The following is a 16435-nucleotide window of genomic DNA, read 5'->3' as shown; positions in this document are numbered from 1 at the left end:
TATATCTTGAGGGGGTTCTGCTTTCATGTTTTTAGGTTATTTTTTTAGAATAGGATTATCTTTTTAGAATTGTTTCGGTTTTACCTTTTTTAATACAATCCTCATTTGATTTCACAAGTTATTATTACGATTTTATATAATTTTAGGATAAAAATATTACTTTTTAGCCAATTTATTACTAATTCTTCCCCAACCCTCAGTTCAGTAATAACACAAACTTAATATATAGTATTACTATCATCTAATCTTGCATAATAAAAGATAAAGGAGGTGAAAAGATGAGAAAACAAGGATTGATAATTGGTTTAACCATGCTCATGGTAATGGTTCTTTGTGGTGCAGTTTCTGCAGCAGATTCATCTACTGATGGAGGTGCTCTGCAATCGAGTCAAGGTTTGAATGTTTCTAACTCTTCTACCCAGAGTTCAGCACCTGTTGACCCAGTCATCGGTGTTAAGGTTAACTATCCCTACAGTTCAGACAGTGGGATAAATCCTGAGATAAAGGTTAAGGACAGCACAGGTAAGACAATTAATTTCACCAAAACCTACGACTCTGCATTTAAGGGTTACAAGGTGAGTTTCGACTATCCTGGTGTTGTGAACGGTACAACTTTTAACATCTCTGTCTCTGCTCCGGGTTACATAACTCAGGAACAGAAGATTGCTGTGTACACTTCTTCTGATGCTACCGATCCTAACTTTTACGGCAGTGCAACCTTCAACATGCAGGCAACAGCAGCCTACAAACTTGGAAGGGATGTCACAGCCAAGGCAGACCAGCTTCTGAACTTCTCAACAGCAGACAAAGTTCTTGCAATTACAACTGCAGGTGTGCCAAAACTCAACGGAAGTACCAGTGAAGACTGTGTTGAGGGTATACTCAACGGTTCAAATGGTAGGATAAGCTACGGTAAGGGAAACATACTGATGCTCAGGCAGACAGCAACTGATCCCGTGGACTTCTGCTTTGTTGTCCTTAGGGGGAATACTTTAACTGCAGTTTGTTTCAGGAACGGTACAGCTGTCCCTGTTTACACAGGTACAATATCCGAGAACATGACCAAGCTCCAGTGGAACAACTACCTTGCAAAGGTGGGTTCAGCCAACACATTCTCCTACGCAAGCCTTGCAAATGCATGGGCAGCAGGAGCACCTGCAGATCTTCTACGTGAAGCTGCATTTCATGGACACGTGTGTCAGGGAACCATCAGCGGTTACATAATAACCCAGGCCATGATGAAGTACTATCCGCCTGTACAGGCAACCAGCACAGGACCAGGTTCTCCCGGGGATGTAACATCCTACAAGGTCATAGGTGTAACTGGAGATTCTGTTGATGATGCAGCACTCTACTTCTTCGATGCAACCCCTGGTAAAAGTGGATACTCCGGATACGACACCAGTGCAACTGGGGCCGACAGCAGCATGCTGGCCTTCATACGCTGGTACGACAAGACCAAAACCGGAGATCTCATAATTTTGAGGTTCAAACGCAACGAAACAAGAACAGCATTCGAGAAGGAAACTGGTATCAAATTAGAGGGTAACCTTGCTGAACTCAAGTTCAACACATGGATAATGAACAAGATGAAGACCAATCCAGAGTACTTCATTGAATTCTACAGGGAACTGAAAGGACTCAACGAAACCCATTACTACTACCTGGTTGGAACAGCAGACAACATCACCAATAAAGATGGAAGCGTGAGAATACCAGCCCAGCAGGCACATGGACTTGATATGGCTTACATAGACAGTCTGCACCTGGCCAACGCAACAAGGGCAAACACCACAACAGGCACATCTTCCAACTTAAGCTACGACCAGATGAAGGACATAGGTGTTCAGGCTGCCAACCTCGCCAAGAAGATATTCAAGGAGGAACTTGGTATCGACATTGAGAAGGATGACAGGGACCTTGCAGTGCTCACATCAGCAGGATACGTTTACCTTAACGGCCAGACAACAGAAGCAGCATGGGACGGTATATACCAGGTTCTGGGCTCAAGGCTCAGCAGATCAACCCTGCTGCCTGTTCACACAGGTGTATGGAAGCCATTATGGTTCACATTCGTGCTCAGGGGACTGGACGGAACAACACTCAGCTCAATCTACATGCGCTACGACAACGCAACGAATAGCTTCATAGTTGGAAACGGCAGCAACGTTCAGAACGTCAACGACATCGGTCCAGCAGCACTCAACAATGCCACAAATGTTTCATACATTGGAAGCAAGGTTTTCGTTGATGGAAACTTCTTCAACATACAGAGCATATCCAATGCCTGGAGGAACAACCCACCATTCGACCAGATCGTAACCTTCCTCTTCCACGACCATGCATGTCCGGGTGTACAGCCTGGATTCTTCATGTCAGACTACGTACTCAAGAACATCCCATTAACATCGGATAGTCAGAGCTACACCTACATAGGTGACAGCATTTACTGTAAGGACGACAGTCTGGTTTACCTCCTAGGCATATCCCCTGGAATGGGAACCTACCTTAACCAGAGGCTGCCAAGTGATGAAGTTGCATCTGACTTCATAAACGGTGGAAAAGAGGAGGGAATCATTGCAGTGTGGGACGACAAGCTCAAGGTTGCCCACGTATACGTTATCACATTTAAATGGGCTGATATCGATACAAGCGACCTTACAACCAGTGAAGCCCAGAGGGAAGCAACTATACAGGCATACATAGACATGTACAATGGCAGGCCCAATCCTCGGGTGAAGAGTCCGCCTACAACAGTTACAAGCAACGGTAACTACCTGTCTGAGAGCCAGTTCAAGGCCCTGAAACAGGGAGGTGCCAATGGTATGAGTGCACTTGCCTACTTCAAGACCATTCCACAGCAGAGCCTGGCGAGCCTTATTAAGGTTCCGGATGGAAACACCAACAACGGTGGTTCCCAGGGTTCTAAAAACGGAGGATCCCAAGGATCAGGTAACGGTGCTCAGGATAACGGTTCAGGTAATGGATCTGGAGTTTCCAGTTCCCAGGGTTCAGTTGGAAGCACTGCAACTGTTAGTGCAGCTTCAACAACCAGCGAAACAACCACTCCAGGAGCTGAAGCTCAGGGACAGAAGTCCTACGAGGTCTCAAAGACAAGTGGTAATGATTCTTCCAAGTCCAGCTTCCCAGTTGGTGCAGCTGTCGTTGGAATCATAATTATTGTTGGTCTTGCAGGTATTGGATTCCTCTACAGAGGAGGTTCATTCGGACAGTAAAAACCCTTTCCCATTTTTTTCTTTTTTTAAAAGCTGATTTTGAATTTTTGTATGGTTCATAACTTTTCCCATTTATTACTTATCAGCCTTTTTAACCCCCAAAATTATTAATACAAACTAAATAGAAAGTGTTAAATAAGTTGGGGTACAGATTAGGGTTTGGTGTGGCAATACCATTCCAAACATTGTTGAAAGAAGCAGTAGTAAGTTTAAGTTGTTTAACAAGTAACTTCTGCCACTTTTTTCAACCCTCCACTTTTTATGTAAATGATCCAATGGGATTTTCATTCTGAATTTTTCAACCTGGAGGGTGAACCATCTTCAATCAACTTAAAACATGGGATTCTTCCCAGCAGTTCTTGTACTCCAGGATTCCGGCCTGTAATACTTTTAAACCCTCCCTAAATTGGACCATCCCAATAAAGTATTAATAATTCATTTATAATTAGGATAAAAATATTACTTTTCACCATTTTGTATTACTAATCCTCTCATTTCTCCCCGACCAGTAATAACACAAATACTATATATAGTATTACTCTTATCTACCTTTGCACACTAAAAAAAATAAAAAGGAGGTGAAATGTATTAACCAAAAACTCAGTTCATTGATGATATGCTTCATACTAATGATGAGCTCCATGGGGCCGGTTACAGCAGCACAGATTAATGATTCTGGAGTTGAACCAGTGGAAACAGAAAATTATAATGTTCAAGATCTTAATTTTACAGTATCCACCCCTTCAAACTCTTCAAGCACTTCAGTCAATTCAGAGATTTCAACGAACACGTCAACATTCCCTGACCTTAAAACCAAAGGTTCCAAGGGAGGACTGGTTGATCCCAAGGTCTTCGTTATAAGCTCAGATGCCAACATAAAATCCATAAACGATGCTGCATACAGGGTCATGGAACTCCTCAATCCCGTGGGAAACTACGATGCACCAGTTTCATTTGAGGTGCGCTCCTACAAGCAGATAGAAGCAATGAACAACAGTGAATTGAAGGCCCTGATCGAAGGCTCCCAGATAGTGATAGGTGAATGGATATCAGACACAGTGAACAAAAAACTCTGGAACCTCATATCAACCAACAAGGAAATCCTCAATGGTAAGGACTTCATGATGATGGATGATCAGGGCACAACCAGCAACCTGACCAGAATGAACACTGTGAACGGTACCAAGATATTCAGCGGAGTATCAGACTCAGACCTGAGCTCCCTGCGATTGGCAGTTAAAAACAGCAACACCACTGCACTTGAATCCTACAGGTCAAGGTGGTTGAACTCTTCAAGCCCCCAGTACAACCCCAAGGGTGTGGAGTGGATCGATATGGCGTGCTACTACACCCAGAAGGGAACCCAGAACTTTGAAAACCAGCTTAAATACTCCATAAAAAACTACGAACTCTCCAATGGTGGTTCATGGAATGTTTCATGGGATCCAGAGCCCTGGGTTTCAACCAGAAAGGAGATGCTCTACAGGGACGGTAAAACCTTCAACAGCCTTGAAGACTACATGAAAACCTACTCAAAAAACAGCAGTGCACCCACAGTTGGAATCGTGGATGATGTGAGCTACGTTACAAACGGAAACATGGACCACTACCAGAGCCTCATAGACGCCCTGGTTGCCAGGGGATTCAACGTGATACCCATCGTTGGATCATCAGGTGCCAGTGTACACTCAGCAATGACCAAGTTCTTCACAGACCCCCAGAACAGGGTGAACGCAGTTGTGAGCTTCTTCGACTTCACACTGGGAAACAACAACACCAACACCCTGCTTGAAAGCCTCAACGTGCCTGTTTTCAAGGCCATGAGAACAGATAAAAGAACAGAGGGGGACTGGCTTGTTTCACAGGAAGGACTGCCCTGGAACGAGGTTTACTACAAGATAGCCAATGCAGAGACCCAGGGAATAATAGAACCCACCTTCGTTGCAGCAAGCGAAACCATGATAGATCCAGTGACAGGAGCACAGATATCCAGGTTCAAACCAATAACAGAGAGGATCGATGCCCTTTCAGACAGGATCGCCAGCTGGGTGAACCTCCAGACCACAAGTAACAGTGACAAGAAGATCGCAATGATCTACTACAACTACCCACCAGGCAAACAGAACATAGGTGCAAGCTACCTAAACGTCCCTGAAAGCATAATAAACATACTCCAAACACTCAAGGCCCAGAACTACACAGTGGGAAACATCCCAGACAACTCAACCCAGCTCGTGGATGAGATGATCCAGAGGGGGATCAACGTTGCAAACTGGGCACCAGGAGAACTTGAAAAACTTGCAGAAAACCCAAACACCATACTCTGGGAGGCAGACAAGTACAAGGCATGGTTTGCCAAACTCGACCCCATAGTCCAGAAGGAGGTGGTTGAGGGACCAACAGGCTACATAGAGGAACTCACCAAAATCGGAATCAGCAGTGGATCAACCAGCGCAACCCTAACAGCAATAGACAAATGGACCAACCAAACAAAGAGCCTGGCAGATACATACGCAGATAAATCAGCAAAGGCAGACACACTCCTTGAAAGGATGAACATGGCATTAAAAGCAATTGCCAATGGAAATTCCACCAAATGGAACGATTTCTACACTGCAAAGGCTGAGTTCAGGGCACTGAACATGTCAGGCCTTTCAGGATGGGGTGATGCACCTGGAAACATAATGACAGTGAAGAAAAATGGCACTGAGTACGTGGTCATCCCGGGAATGTTCTTTGGAAATGTTTACATAGGTCCCGAACCCCAGCGGGGATGGGAGGCAGATGTGGAGAAACTCTACCACAACACAGCAGTTTCACCACCCCACCAGTACCTTGCATGGTATGCATGGGTTAATGAGGTTTTTGGAGCAGATGCACAGGTCCACCTTGGAAGACACGCAACCTACGAATGGCTCCCAAGGAAGGAAGTTGCACTTACAAGCTTCGACTACTCGGACATAGTCTCTGGTGATGTTCCATCCATATACATCTACAGCATGGATGGAGTTGCAGAGGGACTGCAGTCCAAGAGAAGGGGAAACGCAGTGATAATAGACCACCTGACCCCTCCCATGAACTCAACAGCCCTCTACGGAAATTACACTGTCCTGAAAACATCCCTTGATAACTACAAACTCCACAGTGCAGATCCAGATGGAAGCCAGCTTAAGGAAGGTTACAAGACAGAGATAGGTAGCAACGTGGTGAAACTCAACCTAGCAGGTGAACTTGGCATAAAAAACCCCAGAAACCTCACAGATGCAGACATAACCAAGGTCGATGATTTCCTGGATGAAATGGAGGGCACACTAACTCCATATGGTCTCCACACCTTTGGAGGAAATTGGAGCAGTGAGGAAATTGATATGATGGCCAAGGCCATGGCAGCAGTCAACGGAGGAAACATCGAGGACTACAGGAAGCTCCTGAGTGAAAGCCCCACCTACGAGATGAACGCACTTTTAGGTGCACTCAGTGGAAACTACGTGTCCCCGGCAACAGGGAACGACCCAATAAACAACGTGAACGCCCTGCCAACTGGTAAGAACTTTTACTCAACCAACGACAACCAGCTTCCTAAGAAATCGGCATGGGAACTTGGTAAGAAACTTGCAGACATGGCACTTGCACAGTTCGACCAGAAAGACCTTCCTGAGAAGATAGCAGCGGTTGTGTGGTGCGTTGAAACCTCCCGTGATGACGGAACCATGGTGTCCTTCGTGCTCAGGATGCTTGGAGTGGAACCTGAAAAAACACAGAAATGGCTCAATGAGGGAGGTACGGTGGGTAAGATGGTTGCAACACCAAGCTCAGAACTCACAGCAGACCTCAATAAAACCCGTGTTGAGATGGGACTCTCACCACTGCCTGCAAACTACACACGCCCAAGGATCGATGTGATAACAACCACCAGCGGACTCTTCAGGGACCTGTTCCCGAAACTACTGGTGAACATGGACAGATCCTACCGTGTTGCACTTGCAGCATCCTACAAAACCATATGCACTGATCCCAAGTACAGCAGCCTCAAGAACAGCCTTGACTACGCACTGCAGCCCCTTATAACAGCTGGCTACTCAACCAACGCAACCTTCCCAACAGGCATCTATGGAAGTGAATCACTTGAAACCAACTACGTTGCCAAGCACTGGCTGCAGACTGTTCAGGAGCTTAAGGCAAGGGGTGTTTCATCCAACGATGCAGGTGAACTTGCAATAACCAGGATATTCTCCGATGCTGTGGGGGAGTACGGCGCAGGTGTCAGCAAGGCAGTGGAACAGTCATGGACATGGAACAGCACAGACACCATAGCTGACATGTACCTTGAGAGGATGGGCCACTCCTACACCGAGAGGAACTGGGGAACACCCAACACCGAGCTCTTCAAGGAACTTCTCAAGGGGGTTGGAACAGCCTACCACAGCAGAAGCTCCAATGTCTACGGTGTACTGGACAACGACGATTTCTTCGACTACTTCGGAGGACTCTCACTGGCCATAAAACGCACCAACAATGGAAGGGCTCCTGATCTCAACGTTCTATCCTATGCAAACCGCAACAACGCAAGGGTCATGTCCCTTGAAAGTTACATGGGAATGGAACTTCGAACCCGTTACCTTAACCCCCAGTGGATACATGGGATGATGGGTGAAGGCTACAGCGGTGCAAGGGAAATGTCCAATAAATTCATCTCCAACCTCTGGGGATGGCAGGTCACCAATCCAGAACTTGTTAAGGGCTGGATGTGGGACGAGGCAGTGAACACCTACCTCAAGGACCAGTACAACACAGGCGTTACAAAGTGGCTTTCCACTGGAAACAACGCCTACTCCATGATCAGCATGACTGGAACCATGCTCACAGCAGCCTACAAGGGCTACTGGAAGCCAGACACTGCAACCATGAAACTCGTTGCAAACACCTGGGCACAGATGGTCATGGAGCACGGTGTTGCCTGCTGCGACTGCAGCTGCGGTAACGTAGCCATGATGAAATGGGCAACCCAGTACATAAACCCTGATATGCTTGCAGCTTTGAAGAGCAAACTTTACGCTGCAACAGGAAGTGCTGCATTTGCAGGAAGTGCACCTACATCTAACCCTTCAAGTTCCCAGAATTCTCAGGGTTCCCAGGGTAACGGGGGATCCACATCTGTGGAAGCATCAACCTCGGCTTCAACCGGTGCAGGGGAGAGCAGTTCCCAGTCCAGTAATCATGGAAGCTCCTCTTCACAGGCAGGAAGCACTGGTCAGAAGTCCTACGAGATCACCAAGAACAACGGTTCAAGTTCCTCCCAGACAGGCATGCCAATAGCTGCAATACTGGGCATAATAGTTCTTGTGGGTCTTGTTGGTGCAGGATACTTCAGGGGAAGGAGGTGAAGCAGGAAAAGAGTTTCATACGAGCTTAGTCCAGAAAAAATAGTATTCAATGTATTTTTTGAGGGGATTTCAGATCCTCCCTTTTTTGTATTTTTAGAGTTTTAGAGTTTTTTTAGGATGTTTCGAATTGAGTTATGAGTTTTCGAATTGTTCTTGTGGGTCTTCTGGAGTTGGGCTTATGTTTTTCAGGACTTGTTGTGCAGCCTAACCCTGACAGCTCAACTTTAATTAATGAATGTAAAAACGAGAAGTTTTCATTTGTACTACACTATTTTCTCATATCCATATCTGTACTTTGGGAAATAGTTCGTTGTTTCAGGAATTGGTTCATTAAGCTTCATTAATTCACTGTAAACATCTTCATCAAATATCAACTTACCAATGTGATTTTGGCGTGTTAACCTGGAAAAACGTCTTTTAAATTCAAACAAATTATCATTTATTTCTCTACCTCCTCCCAAACTTAAATATCTAAATTTTCGCTCTTTTGCCCATTTTATTGTTTCAAATAATGTCAAATGAGGTGGGTATACCTTTTCAGTATCCGTAGATGTTCCGGTAAGGTGATAATGGATTGAATCATTTCCATAAATGAACATGGTCATTCCAATAGTGTTGTTTCCATGTTCTACTACTGTCAGCAGAGTATTTAATAATTTGAAGTGATCTTCAATAAATTCTGTTGAAAAGTAGTATTTTTGATCAGCATGGTTCCTGTCCATGGTGCTGCAATAAAGTTTTATGAAATCAGAAAGATCTTCTTCTGAAGGGTTTTCTATAAATCGTACTTTACATCCTTCCTTAATTGAATTTTGGATATGGCGTCTATGTCCCCTTCGAATATCATTCCAGATTTTATCCAGTTCTTGTGATAAATCCACTAATACAACATCATTAACATGTTCAACATGAAAAATTCCTTCAAAAAATTCCCAATTCCTTAAAAAGGGGTCAAATCTTATAAATTCAGATACATAACCATTGTTTAAAGCATATTCCTTGTAATCTTCAAAGAAGGATCTGGTGGATTCAGATGCTTTAACCTTATCAGATGTATTCATATGAATCACAGGCCCACCGTAACCGTAGGGAGTTGTTAGGTCGTAGCATGAAAAATCAGCACATCTCTTTAATTTAGATACGTCCCTGATGAGATGTGGCCAAAAGACCTTTAAATATTCATCTTCCCAAAAAATAGATTCTGATTTCACGTCATAATGCTTCTCATATAGATTGTAGTATTCATATTTGGAATAGACATCAATATTGCTGAAATTTTCCTCCAGAGTTCTGTTCCACTTCTTTCCTTCGGTTATAACTTTCATTTAAATCCCACAACATCCAGTACAGTTACAATTCACGGTAAATAACTTGCTTGTATAGCTGCAACACTTATTTAATCCTCAACATAATGATTGTGCATTGTTTTAATGTTTAAATTCCTATTAAAACCTTTAAAATCAAACCATTTCAACAGAATTTAATATTTCTATAACCTTTGACATTTCTGGGGGTCCATACCTCTGATCTATGGGCACCATCAAAATCCTTTTACTTAAACTCCTTTCGTAACTAAACTCTTCAGGGACATACCCTTTTATATCCCATAGAACTGGTGGATACACATCATTTTCAATAAGCTTTTTCCTGATAAAATCCCTTTCATTTTCATTTTTAAATTTTAAGTTTAGTATGAATGGGCTTTTTATGTTATCCAGATTAAAAAGAAGTAAATCCATATTGAGTATTTTTTCATACATAAAAGTTAAATTTTGCCATCTTCTATCCGTAATATCTGTAATTGATATATTTTTAAGGATGTAACACGAAGTCAATGGCATACTTTGGGGTTCAACAAGGGAATCATACTTGTAAGATTCGTATTCTTGATTGAGATTTAGAAAATGTTCTTTAACCCATTTTAATTTATCAGATCCATTTAGATATTGCTTCCTTAATATCATGGCTTCTAATTTTGTTTTATACTTTTTTGGAGGAATATCGCTGGATTTAAAGTCCTGATCACTGTGGTAAACTATCCCTCCATCAGGGATGGGAAACATCTTCCTAAGGCTTGCTATTAAATATAAATTTTCATGGGTTAAAGAAAATCTGTTTTTATCAAGTATGGAATGGGTAACATCCAGGATCACAAGGTTGTCTCCATCCAATAACTCCTCAATCTCTTTTTCAGAGACTGATTCTGTACCAAAGTAATCAATTAAATATACCAGAGAATCTTTGATGTTTCCATCTAAAACAGGTTTTAATAGTTCCCTGTGGGGGTAAAATTTAACATCCAGTTCCAGTTCCCTGAAGGATTGTAAAATAGAGTCGCATAGATAAGCAGGTAAATAGCATGTTTTATTCCGGATATCTTCTGTATTTAACAGCACGGATTTTATGGCCTGTCTGCCGTCTGCAAAGAAATTATAATCCTCGTAAAGGTTAGTTAAGTAATAATATGCTGATTCTTTTCTTTCAGTATCCTTTAATTCCGGGAATTCAAGAAAACCGCCAATTTCCATATTAATCACCAACTTCCATGGGTATTATCTAATTTTTAAACCTACCATCTAATTTCACCTATTTAGAAACCATGCCTCACTGTGAATCTCATTTAAACTAAAATATTTTCCATAAAGCTCTATTCCAGTTTCTTATTTCGCTTAACACGTTCATGGAGATCCCAAAATGTCTGCCATTAGCATCTTTTCTCAAGGTTTCCCATCACCAGTCTGCACCCAACAAATTTAATAGTATCTATGTTGCATCAGAGTAATAAATTATGTGGAAATGTGTGGTTATATCAGTCGATGGCCTGTGCACTTAAAAAGCCAATGCTCCCAATATTCAGCTTTTTTTTTAATTCTGGCCAGTTTGATGGATCATTTTTTTCTAACAAAGGTTTTTTTGTAGTAATCCCTTTTTTTTAATAAATGTTTTTTTCTAACCTTTTTTTCTAACAAACGTTTTGTTAATAAAAAAAATCATTTATTTTCCTGGTTTTTTTCCAGGTAGTGGTTTCCAACGATCCTGTCAATGAATCCAATTCTTGCACCTGCTTCCTTCATCTGCCTCCACATCTTAAGGTCAGTGGGTTCAATGTACTTCCAGGAGTTGAGGTCGTATTTAAGGAATTTTAATTTGGAACTGTAGAGTACAGACATGTGGGAGATACAGCTGCCCTCAAGTGGATAGGAACCCAGTTCCTCCCATTTATCAGGTTCAGTTTCCATGCGAACCTTTCCATAAACCATCTCATAATCGTTGTCCATGGCAAATTTCAGGAGTGTTTCAATGTGGTCATCAGAAAATTCATCATCATCATCCAGGGGTGCCAGCCACTCACCAGAAGATAGTTCAATGGCTTTGTTTGCAGGCACTGAACCTGCAACCAGCCATCGTTCATGGGGATTTTCTGGATACTTACCCCTTTCAGGAAGGTTGAAAAACTTTATCCTTTCATCATGGAACTTTTTTAATTTCTCCTCGGTGTCATTTGTACAGTGGTCGCCAACGATTATCAGTTCAAAGTTCTGGTAGCTTTGCCTCAGTACTGAGGGCACTGTACGTTCTGTTAAGAGTTCGGGGCGATTATATGTGGGGATTAGGACTGAAACAAGTGGTTCATTTGTATTTTTACTCTTTAACCTCTTTTCTTCAAGGATCTTTTTATTCCTCTTACTCTCCAGACGATTCTTGATGGGATACACGTACCTGATTCTTCTGGCGTACATCTTAGAATAGAACTTAACATTCTCCCAGGTTTTCATTTTAATTCTCCACTCACCCTCTTTTTTAAAGAATCTCAGTGTAATTTTAAACAAGTACTGCGGATAACTGATTCAAATCTTCTTTTTAATGGGGTTCTGCAGGGGCAGCCTTGAACTCATCAGGAATATTTTTGTTCCCCGTCAGATAAATGAGTTGTCAAATATTATTTTTTTCATATTTTCTGTTCATTCATTGCTGCTGATCCTTTATCACTCTTTTGCTGATTCTTCATTGCTGCTCTCTGATCTTTCATCCTTCCTTGCTGGTCCTAATCAAGCCTTTATCACTTCCTTCTGATCCTTTATCACATCTTCTAAAATCTTTATTCTCGGAGCTATCTGGTTTTCGTAGCTGTAAAGATCCTTTATTTTTAAACATCCTGCTTCAGCAATTTCCTGCAGTTTCCCAGGTTTGTGATAATAGTTTTCGATTATCTTCATGATCTCCTGGGTGTTGTGGGGAATGATCACCATCTCCTCCTCATCTTCATATTTTCCTGTACTCTCATGCAGTTCATCAGTGCAAAAGATTGAAACCTTATGCAAACCTGCATCGGTACAGCAACCCGTTGGAAATCCGTCAAATGCTCCATCCCTCAATTTAAAAGGGATATTGGGGGATAGAATAATGTCCTTATCCCTGTAAAACTCATGGAACCAATCAGATAACTGGGGCCCGTAAAAATGGATCCTGTCCCCTATTTTAGTAACATCAATTTCATCTTCATCAAAACCACCAACAACATGGAAATGGATATCATGGTACTTGGCTGCCAGTTCATGGGCCACTTCTATAAAAACATCGTATCCCTTATCCACACCCCTTTTGGTGTACTTATGGGAGACGAAACATATATCCAGAACAGATTTGTCCCTGCCAAAATACTTCTTGTCATTATATTCCTTCTCTAACATCTTTAAAGGGGTTACAACACCAAAAATATTTTGGATTTGCTCTGCTTCACATAGATCATTGTCCACCAGGTAATCGTAGGTGATTTTTTGATTCACAATGACCTTTCTAAAGTAAGGGGAAGAAAAGACTTTTTTTAACTTTTTATCTGAAATCTTATCATTTAAATAAAAACCTCCGCCAGGGTACAGTGTGAACACGAAGGGTACCTTGCATCTTTCTATGGTGTCCATGCAGGAGTAGATGTTGTTTAAAAACATCGTGTAAGCCACCTTTGACTGTGGAACCCTTTCGGAACATAAAATCGTTTTAGGATGTAAAATTGTTTTAGGAGTGTACCTTTCAACTTTACCTTTGAACTGGGGAAATTTTTCTTCGTAGTCATTGATCACAGTTTCAAGGGGTTTTTCTTCGTTTATATACTCGAGGGCTGATCCTGTGGAGTAAATCTTTATTTTTTCAAAGTGTTCCAGGTAGGAGTTGTACTCCTGAAACCTGAAGGCAGACACTGGATGGGGAAAGAGATCATCCAAAATAATGATGTCCTGGAAACCAGCCTCCTCTGTTTCACTGGCCTTCGATAACTTCTGCACCTTTGACGCCACCTTTTCAATGGTGTTAACAATGATCCTGTCGCCATCTTCTATTATTTTATAAATTGCTTCGTGCTCTAATTTAATTCTTCCAATTCCCTTAATATGCATGGCCATACCTCAATTCAATCTATTTATTGATAATATTTTTAACAATAGCAATATCCTCGTCGTCGAATCCGTTGATCAGGCACACCACTATGAAATATATTGCAGTGGCCACTAGAATCAGGGCAAATAAATTCATATCCCTGAAGTAAAAAAGGAATATTCCCATGATCATGCTTGCAAAAACTGTTTTAGCCAGGTATGATCTCTCTTTCCTGGTTAACCCATATCCGCCGTCAGAAACTGCCTTCATGGATAATAAAAAAGCAGATAATTGTGTTACAACTGTAACAACACTTGACCCTACGTAACTGAAGTAGGGTATCAAAATTAAGTTGAGAACAACATTTAAAACCACGTTGATAGAGGTTATCTTGGTTATAACCATCTGTTTATTTGATGTTTGTAGTAAAAGCGTGAATGCACCGCTTAAGAAGCTGATTACAAGTGCCCAGATGAGTATCTGCAGGGCAATTATTGAGGGTGCGTACTCACTTCCAAAGATGAGAAGGATGATCTTGTCAGCCAGCAGCGTTGTTCCCACACCTATTGGAATTCCAATCATTGCCATGTACTTGAAATATTTTTCATAAACCAGCTTGAAGGAATCTTTGGATGTTACGTAGAATTGGGACATCACTGGAAAGAGCACAGTGTTGAGGAGGATTGGAATGAACAGCATAACTGCCAGTATCCTGTAGGCTGCGTTGTACCAGCCCACCACTTCAGTACTGACCATCACAGACAGTATCACTGAGTCTGCAAAGTAGTAAATGTTAGCCAGAACCGTGCTCACTCCAAAGGGCCAGGCTTCATTCAGTGTAGGTTTCCAAAAACTTAGATCAATTTCCAGTTTGGGTAAAGAAAACTTCCAGACGTAGATGATGAAGGCGAGGATCAGAACCAGGAGACATGAGATAACGTAAACTGAAGCGAAGTAAACCACATCTAAAGCGTAGTATATTCCAAGGGCAGTACCCGCGGCCATTAAAACGCTGTTCAAAATGTAGTTAACTGATATGTACTCCATTTTTTCATTGGCCTGGAAAACAGAATTTAAAACCAGGGTAAAGGCGTTCAGCACAGTTGATAATGTGATGAGGTAAATAACTGTGCCAACGAGTTCTGGGTAGCCCAGAATTGTAACTGTTGCTGCAACAAGTCCGAAGGTCAGGACACTCAGAAAAACCTTCAGTACCGAAAGGTTCACCACGTATTTACCTGTAAGGAACTTGTCCCGTGCAACGTCCCTTACCATGAGGGTGCTCAGACCGAGGTCGCTGAAAACACCTAAGATACCAGTTATGGAAAGTGCCAGGGAAAGTACACCGAACCCCCCAGCTCCCAGGTACCTGGCAGTGTACATGGTGATAAAAAAGCCCAGCACGTATGTTATTATCTGGGCTATGAACAAAACACCTGTGTTCTTTGCTATTCTCCGAATCGCAGCCATTTCATCCTCCTTATAGGTACATCATAAGTTACAGTATTATTAATGTGTATGTATTTATCAGTCCAACCTTATATCTTTAACCTAAACTTTTAACCTAAACTGGTCTGTAACCCGGTTTAAACTGCAAGTTAAATTGAAGCATTAGTATTATTACGCACTGGGAATGGGTTAGCTGTGAATTATTCTATCATCCATTCTATGGGCTGGAATTTGGATGATGGAATGAAGGATCAGTGTGCCTGGTTTGTAGGATCAGGCATCATGGTTTGTAAGATCCGTATCTGGGTTTATAAAATTAGTATTCGGTTTATAAGATCAATATCAGGGTTTATAAATGGTTTATGGGTTTTTAAGGTTAGTTTCAGGGTTTATAAATGGTTTATGGGTTTTTAAGGTTAGTTTCAGGGTTTATAAATGGTTTATGGATTTGTAAGGTTAGTTTCAGGATTTATAAACAGCATCCCGGTCTATAAAACCCGTATACAAGTAACACGCTGTTTACCCATGAACTGCAGAAGAAATGCTAAACTAATTATAATATTAAATAAATACTATCCTTTAACATCTGTGTCTTTAGCTGAGCAATTACAACTTCCATGATGGTGTAGGGTGGAAATATGAATTATCCCAGGGTTTCAATAATAATTCTGAACTGGAACGGTTGGAAAGATACTGTTGAAGCTTTGGAATCACTGTATCAAATAGAATATCCAAATTACCATGTTGTGGTTGTTGACAACCACTCCGTGGATGATTCAATTGAAAGGATAAGGGAGTACTGTGATGGAAAATTGAAGGTTGAATCCCCCTTCTTCGACTACCATCCAGGTAACAAACCAGTAGAGTTACTGGAAGTAGGAGAGGAAGAACTTAAAAATTTGGATGAAACTCAAGTTTTGGATGAAACTCAAGTTTTGGATGAAACTCAAGTTTTGGATGAAACTCAAGTTTTGGATGAAACTCAAGTTTTGG

The 16435-nt window shown here is 41.8% G+C and carries 8 protein-coding genes; 3 read left to right on the top strand and 5 right to left on the bottom strand.

Annotated elements, in window-relative coordinates:
- The first annotated feature begins 278 nt into the window (after positions 1-278).
- Together J2756_RS06795 and J2756_RS06790 are read left to right on the top strand one after the other, a co-directional pair.
- Entirely contained in the window at positions 279-3236 is a 2958-nt protein-coding gene (locus J2756_RS06795) for an FmdE family protein (protein ID WP_209583959.1), read from the top strand.
- Positions 3237-3865: 629 nt separating this feature from the next.
- Positions 3866-8620 (top strand): cobaltochelatase subunit CobN, encoded by a 4755-nt coding sequence (locus J2756_RS06790; protein WP_209583956.1) that lies wholly within the window; start codon positions 3866-3868, stop codon positions 8618-8620.
- Positions 8621-8883: 263 nt separating this feature from the next.
- On the opposite strand, the gene J2756_RS06785 is transcribed toward J2756_RS06790, so the two are convergent.
- From J2756_RS06785 to J2756_RS06765, 5 genes are all read right to left on the bottom strand, one after another.
- The gene (locus J2756_RS06785; protein WP_209583955.1) at positions 8884-9945 is read right to left on the bottom strand and encodes a GNAT family N-acetyltransferase; all 1062 of its coding nucleotides are present in this window, start codon (positions 9943-9945) and stop codon (positions 8884-8886) included.
- Positions 9946-10080: 135 nt separating this feature from the next.
- The gene (locus J2756_RS06780; RefSeq protein ID WP_209583953.1) at positions 10081-11148 is read right to left on the bottom strand and encodes a hypothetical protein; all 1068 of its coding nucleotides are present in this window, start codon (positions 11146-11148) and stop codon (positions 10081-10083) included.
- A 462-nt stretch (positions 11149-11610) separates the two neighbouring features.
- Positions 11611-12396, bottom strand: coding sequence for a glycosyltransferase family 2 protein (locus J2756_RS06775; RefSeq protein ID WP_209583951.1), 786 nt, complete (start codon positions 12394-12396; stop codon positions 11611-11613).
- Between the two features lie 273 nt (positions 12397-12669).
- Complete coding sequence (locus tag J2756_RS06770; protein ID WP_209583949.1) at positions 12670-14019, bottom strand: hypothetical protein; 1350 nt, start codon at positions 14017-14019, stop codon at positions 12670-12672.
- Between the two features lie 13 nt (positions 14020-14032).
- Complete coding sequence (locus J2756_RS06765) at positions 14033-15463, bottom strand: flippase (RefSeq protein ID WP_209583948.1); 1431 nt, start codon at positions 15461-15463, stop codon at positions 14033-14035.
- 617 nt (positions 15464-16080) lie between these two features.
- On the opposite strand from J2756_RS06765, the gene J2756_RS06760 reads away from it, so the two are divergent.
- The coding region (locus tag J2756_RS06760) for a glycosyltransferase family 2 protein (protein WP_209583946.1) at positions 16081-16435 on the top strand (355 nt) is incomplete at its 3' end.

This window comes from Methanobacterium aggregans, assembly GCF_017874455.1.
GTDB classification, from domain to species: domain Archaea; phylum Methanobacteriota; class Methanobacteria; order Methanobacteriales; family Methanobacteriaceae; genus Methanobacterium_C; species Methanobacterium_C aggregans.
This window is presented reverse-complemented; position numbering and strand designations above follow the sequence as displayed.

What these genes read in the sequence shown, in the direction of transcription:
- J2756_RS06790 (WP_209583956.1), top strand. Translation starts at nt 3,866, where the DNA reads ATGATGAGCTCCATGGGGCCGGTTACAGCAGCACAGATTAATGATTCT.
- J2756_RS06780 (WP_209583953.1), bottom strand. Translation starts at nt 11,148, where the DNA reads ATGGAAATTGGCGGTTTTCTTGAATTCCCGGAATTAAAGGATACTGAA.
- J2756_RS06775 (WP_209583951.1), bottom strand. Translation starts at nt 12,396, where the DNA reads ATGAAAACCTGGGAGAATGTTAAGTTCTATTCTAAGATGTACGCCAGA.
- J2756_RS06765 (WP_209583948.1), bottom strand. Translation starts at nt 15,463, where the DNA reads ATGGCTGCGATTCGGAGAATAGCAAAGAACACAGGTGTTTTGTTCATA.
- J2756_RS06770 (WP_209583949.1), bottom strand. Translation starts at nt 14,019, where the DNA reads ATGGCCATGCATATTAAGGGAATTGGAAGAATTAAATTAGAGCACGAA.
- J2756_RS06785 (WP_209583955.1), bottom strand. Translation starts at nt 9,945, where the DNA reads ATGAAAGTTATAACCGAAGGAAAGAAGTGGAACAGAACTCTGGAGGAA.
- J2756_RS06795 (WP_209583959.1), top strand. Translation starts at nt 279, where the DNA reads ATGAGAAAACAAGGATTGATAATTGGTTTAACCATGCTCATGGTAATG.